This is a genomic window from Legionella pneumophila subsp. fraseri (assembly GCF_000586315.1).
Classification (GTDB): domain Bacteria; phylum Pseudomonadota; class Gammaproteobacteria; order Legionellales; family Legionellaceae; genus Legionella; species Legionella pneumophila_B.
The window spans coordinates 188,488-204,795 of the sequence record NZ_JFIM01000001.1; the positions used below are offsets into that span (position 1 = coordinate 188,488).

Consider the following 16,308-nt stretch of genomic DNA (forward strand, 5'->3'; position numbering starts at 1 on the left):
AATGGAGTTTTTTGCGTTTAATTTTATATAGAATAGGTAGATAGTTGTAGTAAAATATTTGTTGTTAGGCCTCGCTATCTACGAAGCCCAACAGAGACTAAAATCATGCTTGTTGTAAAGATTCAATAACGGCACCTAAAAATCGAGTGGCTTCGCCTCCGGTAATAGCCCTATGATCAAAGCTCAAAGATAAAGGAAGCATTTTGTGTGCTTCAATTTTATCCTCATCATTAATTACAGCGGCTTTATAAAGCCTTCCAACCGCTAAAATAGCTACCATTGGAGGAACAATTATTGGACTGGCAAAACGCCCTGAAAATTTACCAAAATTAGATAACGTAATTGTTGCCCCTTTTAGCTTGTCCGCACTGACTGCTCGATTACGCACTGATTCTTTGAATTCATCAATTATTTTTCTTAACTCACTGTCGGAGTATTTTTCTGCATCATGAATAACAGGAACAAATAAACCTTCCTCATTGTCCATGGCAATACCAAGATGCACTTCATTAAAACATCTACGTGCAGCATGTTTGGTATCAAACCAGGCATTAAGGGCCGGTTCCTTTTTGGACGCATGAATAATAGCTCGTATTAAACGAACAGTAATATCTGTGTTGGGTTTCCAATTATGGATATCTGCTTCATCAAAAATACTAACCGGAACTATTTCTGCATGAGATTGTACCATGCTATTAAGCATGGCTCGTCTAACACCTCGCAAAGGCTCAAACCCGGCGGGGGGTTGCGAATTGATGTTGGCTTGATTTTGAACATCCTCTCGAGTAATAACGCCATTATCACCACTACCTTTTAAAGAGCTTAAATCAACCCCTAATTTTTTTGCTAGCATTCTTACAGCAGGCGTTGTCTTAACGCGCTGGGAAGAACGCTGACTTCCAATAATAAAATTATCTTCTACCACATCAGTACTTTCCTCCAGATTACCAACCACTGTGCCTTTGTCTGCAGGTTTTTCTGTAGTTGAAACGAATGCTACGAGGGGCTCTCCAGTTTTGATAACGTCACCAGGTTTGCCATAAAGTTTTGCGATAGTGCCTGATTGAGGGCAGGGTACGTCAACAACTGCTTTTGCCGTTTCCATAGAAACTAAAGGTTGATCTGCTTTAACTGTATCGCCTTCCTTAACAAACCATTCATGAATTTCAGCGTCAGGTAACCCTTCACCTAAATCAGGTAGATTAAAAATATTCATTATTACTCCATTATACTCATAACAGTGTTCTTAATACGTGCAACGCTAGGTATGTACTGTTTTTCAAGTTGGAAATAAGGCATAACCGTATCATATCCCGTAACTCTTTGCACAGGAGCCAACAAATCTGCCATACAATGCTCCATAATTTGAGCTGATATTTCAGCACCCACACCACAAGTTTTTGCACCCTCATGCACTATGACGCAACGTCCTGTTTTTTCTACAGAACTTAAAATGGTTTCCATGTCCAGAGGCTTGATTGTCGCTATATCAATAACTTCACAGGAGATACCCTCATCAGTTAATTGTTTGGCCGCCTGTAAGGTTTCATGCATACTGGCCCCCCAGCTAATTAATGTCAGATCATCTCCCTGTTGCAGGGTAAAACATTTACCTAACGGTAAGGCTTGTCCATCATCAGGAACAGGTTGTTTAACCAAGCGATAAATTCGTTTTGGTTCAAGAAAGATAACTGGATCAGGGTTACGTATAGCCGCCAACAACAGCCCATAAGCACGCTTGGGAGAAGAGGGGATAACCACTTGCAAACCCGGAATATGAGCAAATAATGCCTCTGTACTTTCAGAATGATGCTCTGGTGCTCTTATTCCGCCACCAAACGGAGCACGATAAACCAAAGGGCAATGTAACCGGCCTCTGGTTCTGTTACGCATACGCGCCGCATGAGATATGATCTGATTCATGGCGGGATAAATAAAACCCATGAATTGAAACTCAGCAACAGGCTTTAAGCCTTGAATAGACATTCCAATAGCAAGTCCTGCTATCATTGATTCTGCTAAAGGAGTATCAAAAACTCTATTTTCTCCAAATCTGTCTTGTAAACCTACAGTAGCTCGAAATACTCCACCATTTTTACCAACATCCTCGCCAAAGACTACTACATTTTCATCATGAGCTAACTCATACGCCAGAGCCTGAGTAACGGCTTCAACTAAAGTAATATCAGGCATGAGAATACTCCTCCATGGCTATTGCACGTTGTTCAATTAAATATTCTGGTAATTCAGCATAATGATAATCAAAAATGCTGCTAACGGGCTGAGGTTTGGTATTCAAATATTCCTCTACAGCTTTTTCTACCTTTTCACTACATTCTATTACCAGCTTTTCTTCGTCCTGAGATGTCCAAATATTTTGTTGCATTAAATAATGTTTAAAACGAGTAATAGGCTCTTTTGCTTTAGCTTCCTCTACTTCCTGAGAAGGTTGATAGCGTGTTGCATCATCAGCTGTTGTGTGGTCACACAAGCGATAGGTTAAGGCTTCGACTAGAGTGGGGCCACCGCCTTGACGAGCCTTTTTAATAGCATCACCTATAACCTGTCTTGCAGCAAAGATATCATTGCCATCTATTTGCACGCCAGAAAAACCAGCAGCAATGGCTTTCTGTGCTATCGTTTGTGATCCGGTTTGCTTCTCTATAGGCACAGAAATCGCCCATTTGTTATTGTTTACCACGAAGACTACGGGTAATTTCCATGCCCCTGCCACATTCATGGCTTCATAAAAATCACCTTCTGAAGTACCTCCTTCTCCTATACAAACCACTGCTACTCGTGGTTGATTTCTATATTTGAAGGCAAATGCAACTCCTGCGGCATGCAAACATTGAGATGCGATCGGAACACAGATAGGTAAATCTTCTGCATTACTAGAATAATGACTTCCTCTCTCATCTCCTCCCCAAAAGGCGAGAATCTCTGACATTTTAACGCCCCTCTGAAATTGAGCTGCATAATCTCTGTAATAGGGGACAAGTACATCCTCAGGTTTCATAGCATGGCCGATTGCAGTCGAAATAGCTTCCTGGCCATTAATTGGTGCGTACGTTCCCATTTTTCCTGTTCTTTGCAATGCAATTGCTTTTTTATCAAAAGTACGGGTGAGTACCATGATTTTATACAATTCTTTAAGTATGGATTGATTATCTGCAAATGGAGGTAATTCGGCGACCAACTTACCTTGTTCATTCAGGTATTGTGTGTATGTTATTTCAAATTGAGCAACAGTTGTCATTACATGGCTCCTTGTCAACAACGCGTTGGCATAGGATACTCATAAATTAATTTAAAAACCAGTAAATTAATAGGAACCCAAGATAAAAATATACGCTTTTTATTGATAAGTTAGGTTAAAATGACCAAATCAAAAACAGTGCATTTTTTTACACCATATCCTTATCTTGAGGTGATAATTTGATTGATAGTACTCTTATTACGCTTGATTACCATGATTTTACATCTGAATCCTATGAAAAACTCAGTCATTTACCTGGATTTGTTCTGCTTCAGAGTACGAACAAATCAATAGGTCGTTATGATATTTTAAGTGCTTATCCATATGAGAGGATGGTTATTAAGAGCCATACACATGATAAAGATTTAGTATTAACCGAATTAAAAAATAAACTAAAAATAGAACAGTCAGAACTTGATCTCCCTTTTCAGGGCGGGGCTATAGGCTATATTTCTTACGATTTTGGTGCACTGTTGCATAATCTTGAACAATATCCCCAAAAAGAACTGACGAACATACCATTTTTAAATTTAGGGTTTTATGATTGGGCTATCATCGTAGATCATCATTTAAAAAAAGCCACTTTATTTGCAAGAAACAGTCATTCTTCAACAAAAAATATTTTAAATGAAATAAAAAATATATTAAACAGCCAACCAAAAATGCCGGTACAGTTTTCAATTCAAGCGGAATTTTTACCTTTAATATCAAAAGAGAATTACAGAAACTCATTCAATGCTATTCAACAAGCCCTGAGAGCAGGGCGTTCTTATCAAGTCAATTTCACTCAACCGTTTCAGACAAAATTCACTGGGGATCCCTGGGAAATGTACCAAAGGGTTAATAAAAATAATCCGGTTCCATATGCCGCTTTTATCAGGACAGATGAGGCTGACATATTAAGCTTTTCTCCTGAGCGATTTTTACTTTATGACAACGGTGAGATGTTAACTTCGCCCATAAAAGGCACTATCCACCGATCGAAAGATCCTGTTGTAGATAAAAAATTAAAAGAACAGTTATTGAAATGTCCTAAAAACAAGGCTGAAAATGTCATGATTGTCGATTTGCTAAGAAACGATCTAGGGAAACTTGCCAAGGCTGGCAGCGTAAAGGTAATGAATCTTTGCCACATCCAGAGCTTCAATGCAGTACATCATTTGGTTTCCGACATAAGAGCTCTTTGCAAAGAGGATATTCATCCAATTGAAGCATTTTTCTCCTGTTTTCCAGGTGGTTCAATTACAGGGGCGCCTAAATTAGAAACGATGAAAATTATCAGTGAACAGGAAACCTATAAAAGAGGGGTCTATTGTGGTTGTATCGCCTATTTTTCACAACATGGCCGTTTCGATGCCAATATCGCGATACGTACGGTGACAGCCAAGGATAATGTTTTGTATTTGGCAGCAGGAGGGGGAATAGTTATTGACTCCGATTGGGAAGATGAATATTGTGAATGTTTCACAAAAATTACTGCAATTATCAATGGAATCAAATAATACCCAACAGTCAATCAAAACACATTCATCAGTTATCGTTTTACATGATCTTTCCAAAGACTCGTTAATTCTCACCAGGCGAAGTCAGATGCTTAAAAAACATCCAGGAGAAGTGTGCTTTCCTGGTGGTTTTCAAGAAATAAATGATCAAGATCTATATAGCACTGCATTGAGAGAACTGAATGAAGAGTTAGGTGTTACATCAGACAGAATAACTCTGATCAGAAAATTAAACATTGAAAAGACTTTACTGGGTTTAGTCATTCACCCTTGGTACGCCAGTATTGATTCTATATTTCCTTACACTATGAATCCACAAGAGGTTAGTGAATTAATTCTTGTGCCTATGCCTTTAGTAAAAAATCAGAAAAATTATAAAGAAATTAGAATTGAGAAAGAGGGAAAACACATTGTCACCTGCCAATTTATTGCTAATGAAGAATTAATATGGGGTGCCACAGCAAGAATTATGAGGCAATTAGCTTCTCAATATTAAGTATGATACCAGAATGATAAAAGGCATTTCTTTAAATGCCTTTACCTGATTATTAAACCAAATTAAAGAAATCGTATGCTACAAATTGTACAAATCAAATTTTTTGTACCATGATTATGTTTAAACAAACTTCCTAAATTACAGGATATAGTTTATGAAGTTACTACAACTTCTCTTATTTATTATTATTTCCTCTAATTCTTATTCATTAAATTTAACAATTGGTACTTCAAAATTTAATCCACCTTTTGAAGTTTGGTCTGGTAACAACAGTTCATTGTATGGCTTTGATATTGACCTTATGCAAGAAATATGTAGAAGATTACATGCGACCTGTACTTTTGAAGCCTATATATTCGATGATTTATTTCCCGCGTTAAAAAACCGCGAAGTCGATCTGGTTATTGCCTCAATGATTATTACAGATGAAAGAAAGAAACACTTTATTTTTAGTCTTCCCTATATGGAAAGTAACTCACAATATATAACTACCGTCGATTCTAAAATCAGCACATTTGATGATTTGCACGGCAAAAAAATTGGAGTAAGAAAAGGAACTCCTTACGCAAGGCAAGTTTTGTCAGAAAACCGCAACAATCAGGTAATTTTTTATGAGCTCATACAAGATATGCTTCTTGGCTTAAGCAATAATGAAGTTGATGCCAGTTTAATGGATTATGAAGCAGCAAAATATTGGATGGCATCTGAACCCTATGCTTATAAATTAATTGGTAAGAAAATTTCTATTGGAGAAGGGTATTCTATTATGGCAAACCCTGATCAATTTGTATTAATTAAAAAAATAAATAAAATTCTTCTTGAAATGGAAGCTGATGGAACTTATCTGAGACTATATTCAGAGTACTTTTAGAAGAGGAGTATTAAGGACAAATAGCACCCAAAATACTCCAATTATACCTAAACAGGCTCCATTGTTTTTTTATTGGTCGAGCTTTTTTGTTCCTTTTCTTGGTTTTTTAAAGCACGACGTAAAATCTTGCCCACATTTGTTTTAGGAAGTTCGTCAAAGAATTCGACAACTTTGGGGATTTTATAAGCGGTCAAATGCTCCTTGCAATGATTGATAATTTGTTCAGCCGTCAATGTACTATCTTTTCTTACAATACATGCTTTAACCCGTTCACCAGATTCTTCATCAACAATACCTACAACGCCTACTTCTAATACACCGTGATGCATTCCTATTATTTGCTCTACCTCATTAGGATAAACGTTGAATCCTGAAACAACGATCATGTCTTTTTTTCTATCGACCAGATAGATAAAGCCTTCTTCATCCATACGGGCAATATCGCCGGTTTTTAAGAACCCGTCTTTAGTAAACACCAAGGCTGTTTCATCAGGCCTTTTCCAATAACCTGGCATCACTTGCGGCCCTTTAATACACAACTCACCACTAGTACCAATAGGCACATCTTTTCCAGATTCATCACGAATAGACACATCAGTTGAGGGAAGGGGTAAACCAATACTGCCATTATAGCCTTCAAGGTACATTGGGTTTATAGTCACTGCAGGGCTGGTTTCAGTTAATCCATAGGCCTCCAAAACCCGTGTTTTGGTCATTTCAGACCATTTTAAAGACACACTCTTTTGCAATGCCATACCACCAGATAATGCCAGTTTTAACTTGCTGAAATCAATTTCTTTAAATTTAGGATGGTTCAGCAATGCATTGAACAGAGTATTTACTCCAGTTATTGCTGTAAAACCCGAATTTTTGATTTGATCTATAAAATGTCCCATATCACGTGGATTAGTGATCAGAATATTTTTCGCGCCAATTTTCATAAAAGTGAGACAATTGGCTGTCAAGGAAAAAATATGGTACAGGGGAAGTGCAGTTACTATAATGTCTTGATCACTGACTCCTAGAGGAGATATCCATGTGTATGCTTGCATCACATTGGCTATAAGATTGCCATGGGTCAATATAGCACCTTTTGCAACACCAGTTGTACCACCAGTATATTGTAGAAACGCAATGTCATCATGATTCAGTTCAACTCGATGAAGCGTTGCTTGTTTTCCTTCAGACAAAGCATAGTTAAAAGCCACTGCGTGAGGAATTGAGAAGGCAGGAACCAATTTTTTTATATGATTCACTACAAAATTAACAATGAATCTCTTGAATGAAGGAAATAAATCACCCAATTGAGTTACAATCACATGCTTAACGGAAGGCATTGATGGCAATGCTTTTTCAATTGTTTTTGCAAAATTAGCCAGCACGATGATGACTTCTGCTCCAGAGTCATTCATTTGATGTATTACTTCATCAGCTGTGTATAAGGGGTTAGTGTTTACCACGACATAACCCGCTCGCAAAACACCAAAGATGGCTACAGGATATTGTAAAACGTTAGGCAGCATTATTGCTACTCTTGCCCCTTTTTCCAAATTCAATTGTTGCAAATAAGCAGCAAAATTTCTGCTTAGACTATCCAAATCAGCGTAAGTAATTTCAGTCCCTAAATTGGAGTAGGCAGCTCTGCTCGCATAAGAGTTACATGATTCATTAAATAAAGATATGAGGGATAAATATTGACTTGTGTCAATTTCATGTGGGACTCCATTTTGGTATTGTTCAAACCATCGTTTATCCACTTTGATATCCTTCTGTTATTGTTTTCCTCATGATAGTATAAACAAAAAAATCTCTAATGGATATCATGCTAATGGGTGAAAATATAACTAATACACAAGCATTTAAGCTTAAAGGGAGGTTGTATACTTTAACCGTTTTGCAAGTTTTGAACATTAACAAAGAAGCCTTTTCTCAACAATTTGCTGAAACTGTTCTCAAAGCACCTAAATTATTTGAAAGAACACCCGTGGTTTTTGACTTGTCTTCTGTCAATCATCTTGAGTTTGATTTACAGGAATTATGTCAAATTGCGCGTAGTCATGGTATGATTCCCTTGGCAATTCAAGGCGGTGGTCCATTACACGACACTTTGGCCCAATGCCAAGGTTTAGGTATACTCAATGCTTCAACGGCACATGATAAACCAATAATTGATGAATCCTCTGAATTCCAAAATATCGAGAACATCAAGACAAAGTTGCTAACGACACCAGTACGATCAGGCCAACAAGTTGTTGCCAAGGGAGCTGATTTAATAGTGGCTTCTTCAGTTAGCCATGGAGCAGAGTTATTAGCTGATGGAAATATTCATGTATATGGCACATTACGCGGTCGAGCTTTAGCAGGAATATCCGGAGATGTCGAGGCGAGAATTTTTTGTCAATCTTTGGATGCAGAGTTAGTATCCATAGCTGGTTTCTATCGTATAAGTGATGCTATTGAACCTGTTAATGGACCTTGTCAGATCTACTTATCAAATGAACATATCGTTGTTGAGCCATTATGATTGACTCCGTTTTTATATCCGATTTACATCTGCATCCAGAGGACAGTGAAATCCAAGCAAGATTTCATCGTTTTATAAATTGGGCTCGGAACTCTGTAAGAAAAATTTATATCCTGGGTGATTTTTTCCATGCCTGGTCAGGTGATGACTCAATTAATGCCTGGAGTGATGATATTGCAAAGCAAATAAAATCGCTGACTCAAAGTGGCATTGAAATTTATTTTATGACCGGAAATCGTGATTTTTTACTTGGTTCATCATTTGCCAAACGAGCCGGTTGGAAAATATTAACAGAGCCAACTGTTATCACACTTAGAAATAACAGGATTTTGCTGGCTCATGGCGATCGTTATTGTACTAGTGACCGATCTCACCAACGATTCCGGCTATTAACGAGAAACAGGTGTTTCTCATTTCTCTTTTTAAGACTTCCTTTATCAATTCGTAAACGATTGGTTAACGGTGTACGCAAAATTAGTTTAAATAATCACCATAAATCAATCGAACAGATGGATATTGTTAAAGAGGCTGCAATTCGGCATATGTCTGAAAACAACACAGAAATACTGATTCATGGACACACACATAAACCCAGCTTAACAAATTATTCTTATGAAGGAAAAATACTTACAAGGTATGTTCTAAGTGATTGGGATGACATACCCAAGCTATTGTGTTATGATAATACAAAAGGATTCTATTTCACCCAATATGATATAAATTGAGGAGTTGCCCAATGCCTAAACCACCAAATAAAATGAAAGAGGAACTCGAACAAATTCGAAAGACTGAAATAGAAAATGCTATGGCCAGAGAGCGTGAAGAATTGCTTGCTAAAAGAAACAGAGAGCGAGCTGAAGCAGAAGACAATCTAAAAAAAGGCCGATATATCAAAGATCCTCGTACAGGCCAAACAACAACTCTTTGGGAAAATGCGATTCAAAAAGCAGATGAGGTTCTGAATGCTGATTTAAATGCTTATATGGATGCTCGAGCTGCAATCATGAGTTTATTAAAAATGTATTATGAAATGGTCAAGGCAAATGCTCAGACTATGAAAGAATTGCGCGCAGGGATTGGTAACAAGATCATGGATTGGGGTATCTTCCCCATTAAAGATTATATCGGGAAAAAGCTCACGGGAGATCCTGAAATTGATTTACCAATTTTGCAACATGAAGTGAGTTATACCGATGATAACAAATTGAAAATTGAACCTCTAACTCGCTCAGATAAAGGTGAAGAAAAGGGTAAACTCGATCAACTATTTGAAGGCATGGTTCACATGTGGCTAAAAAATAATGATTACACACCTGATCCCAACAATCCTGGTCAATTTGTCAATTCACACGGTGAAACATTAGACAAAGTAACGTTTGACAAATTAAAAAAAGATGATCAGCATGGGCTTAATCATTTTTTAACTGAATATGATCCGGATTTGCAATACAGACCACGCACTCCTTAGTATAAGTGAGAGGAATAGTGGGCACTAGCCTATAAGTTATGTAGGCTAGTGTGAGGCTCCGCTTTAAGATTCAGGTTCAAGCAGGGGGCAACCCACTATGAAAGCGAAATACCACATCATCTGATAAAATAAATGCATTTTCTATAGTTAAAAATTCAGAAATACGATCATCAATAGGACCGCCATAGAGCTTGGCCAAATGCAAATATTCTTCAAAATGTCTGCATTCTGATTTAACCAATGTTTTATAAAATTTGGCTAAGTCCTGATCTTCTATATACGGAATTATCGAATTAAAACGCTCGCAAGACCTAGCCTCAATGATAGCGCCTATAACCAACTGATCACACAACCGCTCAATTCCATCTTTATTTGTGACATGTTTATGCAAATTGGATGCATAATCTGACGGCTGCAAAGGAGCATAAAAAATTCCTTTTTGCTTCATGATATCAATGACTTTTTCAAAGTGTAGCAACTCTTCTCTTGCCAATGGTGCCATAATTGCTATTAACTCTGCTTTTTCTGGATATTTGCTTATGAAATTAATTGCTGTTCCAGCTGCCTTACGTTCACAATGAGCATGATCGAGCAATAAAAGAGGTATATTAGCAGCAGCATAATGCAACCACGTTTCCGGCGTTTTAACTTTTAAAAAATCATTTAACGTTTGTAAATCACTATCTAATCGTTTTAACATGATAAAATACACTATAATTTCAAATAAATAGCCCTTATATCACATACTTTAAAGAATTTAAATTGGATAAAAAATGGACGAAAAACAAAAAGATGATGAACTGAGCCAATGGCTTTCCACTTATGGAACAATAACAGCTGAACGAATATTAGGTAGATATAACATATCACTGCCAACAGATGAATTATTAGAAGCTATTAACATTCCGTCTAGTTTTTACCGTCATTTGTTACAGATTCCATTAAAGAATGTACTTAATGGAATTGTAATTCAACAGGCAAGTGATTACCATGTCTACGCCCAGAAACTATTAATTGATTATTTGTTATCTGGTGAAAGCAACAAAGAGCCTGATTCACAAGGAGCTGGAACTCGCGAATCACTAGAAGAGGAAAGACAACGATTAGTTCAATTAGGGGATGAATTTCATAAATTGGAGTTAGAGCAGGATAATCTCATTGCCTCAAGCCAAGCCAGTTTAATGAAAATAAGCCTTGATTGGAATGCAAAACTGGAAACAACTCTTTCCAAATTAAATGGCTTATACAAAAATACAAATTCTAAAATTAAAAAAAATGCAATTAGAAAAGCTCTAATCAAGGCCTTTATTCATTGTGATCTTGTCAAGGATCAATCACAAAATAACAAATATCAGCTAATTGATAAATTAAATCAAACATTAGCTATTTCTGTAAGTGCTGAATTAAAAGAAACCATCCTGACCAATCTGAGTGAACTCTTTCAAGTCCTCGAAGCTTTAAATACAAAACTCGACGAATTTACTGACCGGACTAATCATCTAAGCCAACAAGCTAAATCATTTAGAAGCCAATTCTACGAAGTAATACTGCGCCTCATTGAGTTAATTAAATTATTACCTGAATATAAAATTGACCCCGAACAAGATGCTATTAATCGAGAACCATTATATTTTGATAGAACGATTGGAGAACACTAACAGCTTTACATTAAAATCAAGCTACATTTCTCTCAAATCATGTCATCGGTACTAACTGAATGGATAAGTACATGAATTTTTATTAGCCAGACTACTATAAATTCATGTATAATGGTGCACTTTAATTTAATCTCATTGGAGTGCATGATGGCAAAAGAATTAACATTATCTATTATTAAACCTGATGCTGTAGCAAAATCTGTGATAGGTGAAATATACACTCGCTTTGAAAAAGCAGGCCTAGATATTGTTGCCGCTAAAATGGCACAACTTTCTCGCGAACAAGCTGAAAACTTTTATGATATCCATCGTGCACGACCATTTTTTAAGGATCTTGTAAATTTTATGATTTCTGGTCCTGTAATGATCCAGGTATTAAAAGGTGAGAATGCCGTAGCTAAAAACAGAGAAATTATGGGTGCGACCAATCCCAAGGAAGCAGCACCTGGCACTATACGTGCCGATTTTGCTGATAGCATCGATGCAAATGCTGTGCATGGCTCAGACAGTCTGGAGAATGCTGCTCGTGAAATAGCATTTTTCTTTGAGCCACATGAGTTATGCGATAGATAAAAGCTGGTTTGGGAGCAGTCATGAGCCAACAAAAAGTGAATCTATTAAATTATAATTACTCGCAATTACGAGAATTATTGATGGCTTGGGATGAAAAACCTTTCAGAGCTCAACAGCTATTTCAATGGATTCATCAAGTTGGTATATGTGACTTCGCTCAAATGACTAATTTAGGGAAAGTTTTAAGGTCCAAACTTTCCCAATTAGCTTGCGTAGATTTACCAGAAATCGTTGCGTGCCAAAAATCAGCTGACGGTACACACAAATGGTTATTAAAACTGGAATGCGGAAATTGTATTGAAACAGTATTTATTCCTGAAGCCAATCGGGGAACACTCTGCGTTTCATCACAAGTTGGTTGCGCTTTAAATTGTTCTTTTTGTTCTACAGCAAAGCAAGGATTTAATAGAAACTTGTCAACTGCTGAAATTATTGGTCAGGTATGGCTGGCAGCACGCGAATTATCAGATAATCATGGTATTCACGATAAAAAAATAACTAACGTTGTTATGATGGGAATGGGTGAACCATTGCTTAATTTCGATAATGTTGTTTCTGCTATGAACATCATGATGGATGATTTAGCCTATGGATTATCCAAAAGACGCGTTACACTAAGTACTTCAGGTGTTTTACCAGAAATGGAACGACTCAGAGAAGTCAGTCCTGTCGCGTTGGCGGTATCCTTGCATGCACCAACAGATGAATTACGCAACGAACTGGTGCCAATTAATAAAAAATATCCACTCTCCCAATTAATATCTTTATGTAAACGATATTTTAAAGATGAACCAAGAAGAAAAGTGACTTTTGAATACGTTATGCTAAAAGGGGTCAATGATCAACCTGAACATGCCAGCCAGTTAATTAAACTTTTGCATAATGTGCCTGCAAAAGTTAATTTAATCCCGTTTAATCCATTCCCTTTAACTCAATATCAGAGATCATCCCAGGAAACTATTGATGCATTTCGAGAGAAATTAATGAAACACGGTATTAATACTATTACACGTAAAACTCGTGGAGATGATATCGATGCGGCCTGTGGTCAACTTGCTGGTGAAGTAAAAGATAAAACGAGCAGATCACAGCGATGGCAAAAGCTTCGTTTCATGAGCAAAACAGACAAATCAAATGAATTGGCCATTGCTTCAGAAGAAATGGCATAACACACTCTGCATAATAACTGAGAACTAATTGAGACTCTTATCAGTAATTCGGGCAGAAGATTAAGCGTAATAAAGCAATTTTAGCATATAGACTCACATTAAATAGTGACAAATCATTTTTAATTTGGACTTAAGTGGTTATAATGCAAAATCATTTCTAACGTAAAGTGGTTAATCGTGCTAAAGAGCATAAGGTACTTATTAATTATAATAACATGCTTATTTTTAGAAGCTTGTCAGCATGCACAAGATAACGAAGAGCCCAATACCATAAGAAAAGTAAACCTTAGTAAAGCGGCTTCTTTTAATGTGCAATTGGGGTTGGGATATTTGAAGCAGGGAGATAGGCCGCGGGCAAAGAAGAAGCTGCTAACTGCCTTGGAACAACAGCCTGATTCTGCAGATGTTAATGCCGCATTAGCCTATTATTTTGAACAAACCAAAGAATTGGATCAAGCCAGGAATTTCTATCACAAAGCAATGACCTTATCGCAAAATAGTGGGGCACAAATGAATAACTATGGTGCTTTTCTATGTCGACAGGGGGATTATAAAAATGCAGAAATATACTTTTTAAAGGCAGTTAAAGATCAAAACTATGTAAATACATCAGGTGCTTATGAAAATGCTGGTTTGTGTGCTATGGCTATACCAGATCATGATAAAGCTATTATATATTTTACAAAGGCTTTAAATCAGGATCCATCAAAAAAAGAATCACTATATGAATTAGTAAAATTACAAAGTAAAATAGGACATGACAAAGAAGCCCTCGATCTGCTTCAAAAATATGCTGATTTAGTATTAAATGACAAAGTAATGCTTGGATTAGCAAAAGACATAGCAAATAAAACAGGCCAATATACTCTTGCAGCAGAATATGAAAATAGCTTCAATAAAATGGAGCCAACTAATAATATTAGTGGAGTAAATGATGAATACAATAGCAGCAATGGATGAGACAAGAAATAATGAAATTACTAACCCCGGCTACGAGCTGGCGGCTCTTCGCCAGCAAAGGGGGTATTCAATCGAGTATGTTGCGAGCAAACTTCATCTACGAGCTCGTATTATAGAGCTGATTGAAGCAGGAGATTTTGATTTATTACCTCAGCCAGTTTTTGTAAAAGGATACTTGCGTGCCTATTCAAAATTACTAGGGGTTTCACCTGAACCTTTTTTGACTGTTTTTAATGCGCAATATTGCTTTGAAAAAAAACCAGAAAGAGCGGCTCTATGGCAAAGTAAAAAAGAATCTCATAAAGCAGAGCATTTTATAAAATGGTTCACCATTTTATTTGCGATTGGAGTTTTAGTTGCAGTTGGGATATGGTGGCAAAAAAACAAAGATAGCCAGACTATAGAGACACCTAAAGAAAACTCATCTGGATTATCAATCAGTGAAACCAGCACGGAAATTAAATTGACTGATTTATCAAAAATGGAATCGTTATTAACGCCCAATAATACACAAATGACGCCTTTGGAGAAAAATGGTGGTTGATAAAATCCAAGCTATCCGGGGAATGAATGATATACTGCCCGATAATGCCTCGGTGTGGCGCTTTATAGAACAGACTTTTATAAATTGCCTAATACGATATGGTTATAAGGAAATACGATTTCCAATTGTTGAGAGTACACAGCTATTTAAACGTACCATTGGCGAGATAACTGATATTGTTGAAAAAGAAATGTACACATTCAACGACTTGAACGGTGATAGCATAACACTCAGGCCAGAAGGAACAGCAGGCTGTGTTCGTGCCTGTATAGAACATGGTTTATTACATAATCAACAACAAAAATTATGGTACTTAGGCCCAATGTTTCGTCATGAACGTCCTCAGAAGGGTAGATACCGTCAATTCAACCAATTTGGGGTTGAGGCCCTAGGAATTACTGGTACTGCCATCGAGCTTGAGCTGATATCAATTTGCCGCAGGTTATGGACTGACCTGGGTTTTTCTCAGTCAGTTCAATTACAAATTAATTCATTAGGCGAAATAAATGAGCGTCAAAAATATCGTTCTATCCTGGTAGAATATCTACGCGATCATTTTAATCTACTTGATGAAGACAGTAAGAGACGATTGGATAAAAACCCCTTGAGAGTTCTTGATAGTAAAAATCCTGATCTTCAACAACTCATTCAAAATGCTCCTAAATTAATCGATGTTCTTGGTGATAATAGCAAAGAACATTTTCAATCGTTCTGTAACGGATTGGAAACACTTGGTATTCCTTATTCCATTAACCCTGTATTGGTAAGAGGATTGGATTATTATGGCCAAACGGTGTTTGAATGGGTAACAGACCAATTAGGAAGTCAAGCTACAATATGTGCAGGAGGCAGGTATGATATGTTGGTGGAATTCCTGGGTGGGGCACCCACACCTGCAGTTGGTTTTGCTTTAGGATTGGAAAGAATATTTCTTTTAATGGAAACTTTAAACTTGTTGAATTTAAGTGACAACAAGCAATCAATATTTATCATTGCTACTAATGAAGAGGCCATATTGAAAGCGCTTGTCATGGCAGAGTCAATTCGAAATGCTCACCCATCTTTTGATGTCATTACCAATACTGCAGGAGGTGGTTTTAAAAGCCAATTTAAAAAAGCCGATAAAAGCAGGGCTCGCTTGGCTTTGATTCTTGGGGAAGACGAAATAGCCGGGGAATATGTAAGCATTAAAGATTTGAGAACTGAAGTAGAACAAGCATCAATACCCATCACCAAAATAAATCAATTTTTGCAAGATTATCTAGCTTGAGGGCAGGAGAAGAT

General features: G+C 37.0%; 17 protein-coding genes. 12 read left to right on the plus strand and 5 right to left on the minus strand.

What is annotated here, in order from left to right; translation table 11 throughout:
- Window positions 1-103: 103 nt before the first annotated feature.
- Genes CC34_RS0100825 through pdhA form a run of 3 tightly spaced genes read right to left on the minus strand, consistent with a single transcriptional unit; the run spans window position 104 to window position 3,259 of the window.
- Window positions 104-1,216 (minus strand): dihydrolipoamide acetyltransferase family protein, encoded by a 1,113-nt coding sequence (locus CC34_RS0100825; RefSeq protein ID WP_027227058.1) that lies wholly within the window; start codon window positions 1,214-1,216, stop codon window positions 104-106.
- Window positions 1,217-1,218: 2 nt separating this feature from the next.
- Window positions 1,219-2,193 (minus strand): alpha-ketoacid dehydrogenase subunit beta, encoded by a 975-nt coding sequence (locus CC34_RS0100830; protein WP_027227057.1) that lies wholly within the window; start codon window positions 2,191-2,193, stop codon window positions 1,219-1,221.
- Window positions 2,186-3,259 carry a pyruvate dehydrogenase (acetyl-transferring) E1 component subunit alpha gene (gene pdhA / locus CC34_RS0100835; RefSeq protein ID WP_028378925.1) on the minus strand — a complete coding sequence of 358 codons (1,074 nt, stop codon included), beginning with the start codon at window positions 3,257-3,259 and terminating at the stop codon, window positions 2,186-2,188. The genes CC34_RS0100830 and pdhA overlap by 8 nt, the downstream gene beginning before the upstream one ends.
- Window positions 3,260-3,438: 179 nt before the next feature.
- Here pdhA and pabB point away from each other — a divergent pair, with 179 nt between their 5' ends.
- The 3 genes from pabB to CC34_RS0100850 all read left to right on the plus strand — a co-directional run bounded on the left by pabB (window position 3,439) and on the right by CC34_RS0100850 (window position 6,128).
- Entirely contained in the window at window positions 3,439-4,761 is a 1,323-nt protein-coding gene (pabB, locus tag CC34_RS0100840; RefSeq protein WP_028378924.1) for an aminodeoxychorismate synthase component I, read from the plus strand.
- Entirely contained in the window at window positions 4,748-5,257 is a 510-nt protein-coding gene (locus tag CC34_RS0100845) for an NUDIX hydrolase (protein ID WP_028378923.1), read from the plus strand. Before pabB ends, CC34_RS0100845 begins: the two co-directional genes overlap by 14 nt.
- Before the next feature lie 154 nt (window positions 5,258-5,411).
- Complete coding sequence (locus CC34_RS0100850) at window positions 5,412-6,128, plus strand: transporter substrate-binding domain-containing protein (RefSeq protein WP_028378922.1); 717 nt, start codon at window positions 5,412-5,414, stop codon at window positions 6,126-6,128.
- 47 nt (window positions 6,129-6,175) lie between these two features.
- Here CC34_RS0100850 and CC34_RS0100855 read toward each other — a convergent pair whose 3' ends face one another.
- Window positions 6,176-7,885 carry an AMP-binding protein gene (locus CC34_RS0100855; protein ID WP_028378921.1) on the minus strand — a complete coding sequence of 570 codons (1,710 nt, stop codon included), beginning with the start codon at window positions 7,883-7,885 and terminating at the stop codon, window positions 6,176-6,178.
- A 71-nt stretch (window positions 7,886-7,956) separates the two neighbouring features.
- Here CC34_RS0100855 and minC point away from each other — a divergent pair, with 71 nt between their 5' ends.
- Genes minC through CC34_RS0100870 form a run of 3 tightly spaced genes read left to right on the plus strand, consistent with a single transcriptional unit; the run spans window position 7,957 to window position 10,120 of the window.
- Window positions 7,957-8,652, plus strand: coding sequence for a septum site-determining protein MinC (minC, locus tag CC34_RS0100860; protein ID WP_027227051.1), 696 nt, complete (start codon window positions 7,957-7,959; stop codon window positions 8,650-8,652).
- Window positions 8,649-9,377 carry a UDP-2,3-diacylglucosamine diphosphatase gene (locus tag CC34_RS0100865; protein WP_028378920.1) on the plus strand — a complete coding sequence of 243 codons (729 nt, stop codon included), beginning with the start codon at window positions 8,649-8,651 and terminating at the stop codon, window positions 9,375-9,377. Before minC ends, CC34_RS0100865 begins: the two co-directional genes overlap by 4 nt.
- Window positions 9,374-10,120, plus strand: a complete 747-nt coding sequence (locus CC34_RS0100870; RefSeq protein ID WP_080274042.1) for a hydrolase — start codon at window positions 9,374-9,376, stop codon at window positions 10,118-10,120. Before CC34_RS0100865 ends, CC34_RS0100870 begins: the two co-directional genes overlap by 4 nt.
- Before the next feature lie 76 nt (window positions 10,121-10,196).
- Here the strand turns inward: CC34_RS0100870 and CC34_RS0100875 are convergent, their stop codons facing one another.
- The gene (locus CC34_RS0100875) at window positions 10,197-10,820 is read right to left on the minus strand and encodes a MiaE family protein (protein ID WP_028378918.1); all 624 of its coding nucleotides are present in this window, start codon (window positions 10,818-10,820) and stop codon (window positions 10,197-10,199) included.
- A gap of 73 nt (window positions 10,821-10,893) precedes the next feature.
- On the opposite strand from CC34_RS0100875, the gene dotZ reads away from it, so the two are divergent.
- From dotZ to hisS, 6 genes are all read left to right on the plus strand, one after another.
- A complete protein-coding gene (gene dotZ / locus CC34_RS0100880; protein WP_027227047.1) occupies window positions 10,894-11,778 on the plus strand; it encodes a type 4 secretion system coupling complex assembly protein DotZ in 885 nt (294 codons plus the stop codon).
- A 147-nt stretch (window positions 11,779-11,925) separates the two neighbouring features.
- A complete protein-coding gene (ndk, locus tag CC34_RS0100885) occupies window positions 11,926-12,351 on the plus strand; it encodes a nucleoside-diphosphate kinase (protein ID WP_027227046.1) in 426 nt (141 codons plus the stop codon).
- A gap of 20 nt (window positions 12,352-12,371) precedes the next feature.
- The gene (gene rlmN, locus CC34_RS0100890) at window positions 12,372-13,520 is read left to right on the plus strand and encodes a dual-specificity RNA methyltransferase RlmN (protein WP_027227045.1); all 1,149 of its coding nucleotides are present in this window, start codon (window positions 12,372-12,374) and stop codon (window positions 13,518-13,520) included.
- Between the two features lie 177 nt (window positions 13,521-13,697).
- Window positions 13,698-14,480, plus strand: coding sequence for a type IV pilus biogenesis/stability protein PilW (gene pilW, locus CC34_RS0100895; protein WP_028379057.1), 783 nt, complete (start codon window positions 13,698-13,700; stop codon window positions 14,478-14,480).
- Window positions 14,455-15,024, plus strand: coding sequence for a helix-turn-helix domain-containing protein (locus CC34_RS0100900; RefSeq protein ID WP_027227043.1), 570 nt, complete (start codon window positions 14,455-14,457; stop codon window positions 15,022-15,024). The genes pilW and CC34_RS0100900 overlap by 26 nt, the downstream gene beginning before the upstream one ends.
- Complete coding sequence (gene hisS / locus CC34_RS0100905; RefSeq protein ID WP_028378917.1) at window positions 15,014-16,294, plus strand: histidine--tRNA ligase; 1,281 nt, start codon at window positions 15,014-15,016, stop codon at window positions 16,292-16,294. The genes CC34_RS0100900 and hisS overlap by 11 nt, the downstream gene beginning before the upstream one ends.
- Window positions 16,295-16,308: the final 14 nt, after the last annotated feature.

Excerpts from the sequence above, each read along its gene's own strand:
- CC34_RS0100825 (WP_027227058.1), bottom strand. The coding sequence starts at position 1,216 with ATGAATATTTTTAATCTACCTGATTTAGGTGAAGGGTTACCTGACGCT.
- CC34_RS0100830 (WP_027227057.1), bottom strand. The coding sequence starts at position 2,193 with ATGCCTGATATTACTTTAGTTGAAGCCGTTACTCAGGCTCTGGCGTAT.
- pdhA (WP_028378925.1), bottom strand. The coding sequence starts at position 3,259 with ATGACAACTGTTGCTCAATTTGAAATAACATACACACAATACCTGAAT.
- CC34_RS0100845 (WP_028378923.1), top strand. The coding sequence starts at position 4,748 with ATGGAATCAAATAATACCCAACAGTCAATCAAAACACATTCATCAGTT.
- CC34_RS0100850 (WP_028378922.1), top strand. The coding sequence starts at position 5,412 with ATGAAGTTACTACAACTTCTCTTATTTATTATTATTTCCTCTAATTCT.
- minC (WP_027227051.1), top strand. The coding sequence starts at position 7,957 with ATGGGTGAAAATATAACTAATACACAAGCATTTAAGCTTAAAGGGAGG.
- CC34_RS0100865 (WP_028378920.1), top strand. The coding sequence starts at position 8,649 with ATGATTGACTCCGTTTTTATATCCGATTTACATCTGCATCCAGAGGAC.
- CC34_RS0100875 (WP_028378918.1), bottom strand. The coding sequence starts at position 10,820 with ATGTTAAAACGATTAGATAGTGATTTACAAACGTTAAATGATTTTTTA.
- dotZ (WP_027227047.1), top strand. The coding sequence starts at position 10,894 with ATGGACGAAAAACAAAAAGATGATGAACTGAGCCAATGGCTTTCCACT.
- ndk (WP_027227046.1), top strand. The coding sequence starts at position 11,926 with ATGGCAAAAGAATTAACATTATCTATTATTAAACCTGATGCTGTAGCA.
- rlmN (WP_027227045.1), top strand. The coding sequence starts at position 12,372 with ATGAGCCAACAAAAAGTGAATCTATTAAATTATAATTACTCGCAATTA.
- CC34_RS0100900 (WP_027227043.1), top strand. The coding sequence starts at position 14,455 with ATGAATACAATAGCAGCAATGGATGAGACAAGAAATAATGAAATTACT.
- hisS (WP_028378917.1), top strand. The coding sequence starts at position 15,014 with ATGGTGGTTGATAAAATCCAAGCTATCCGGGGAATGAATGATATACTG.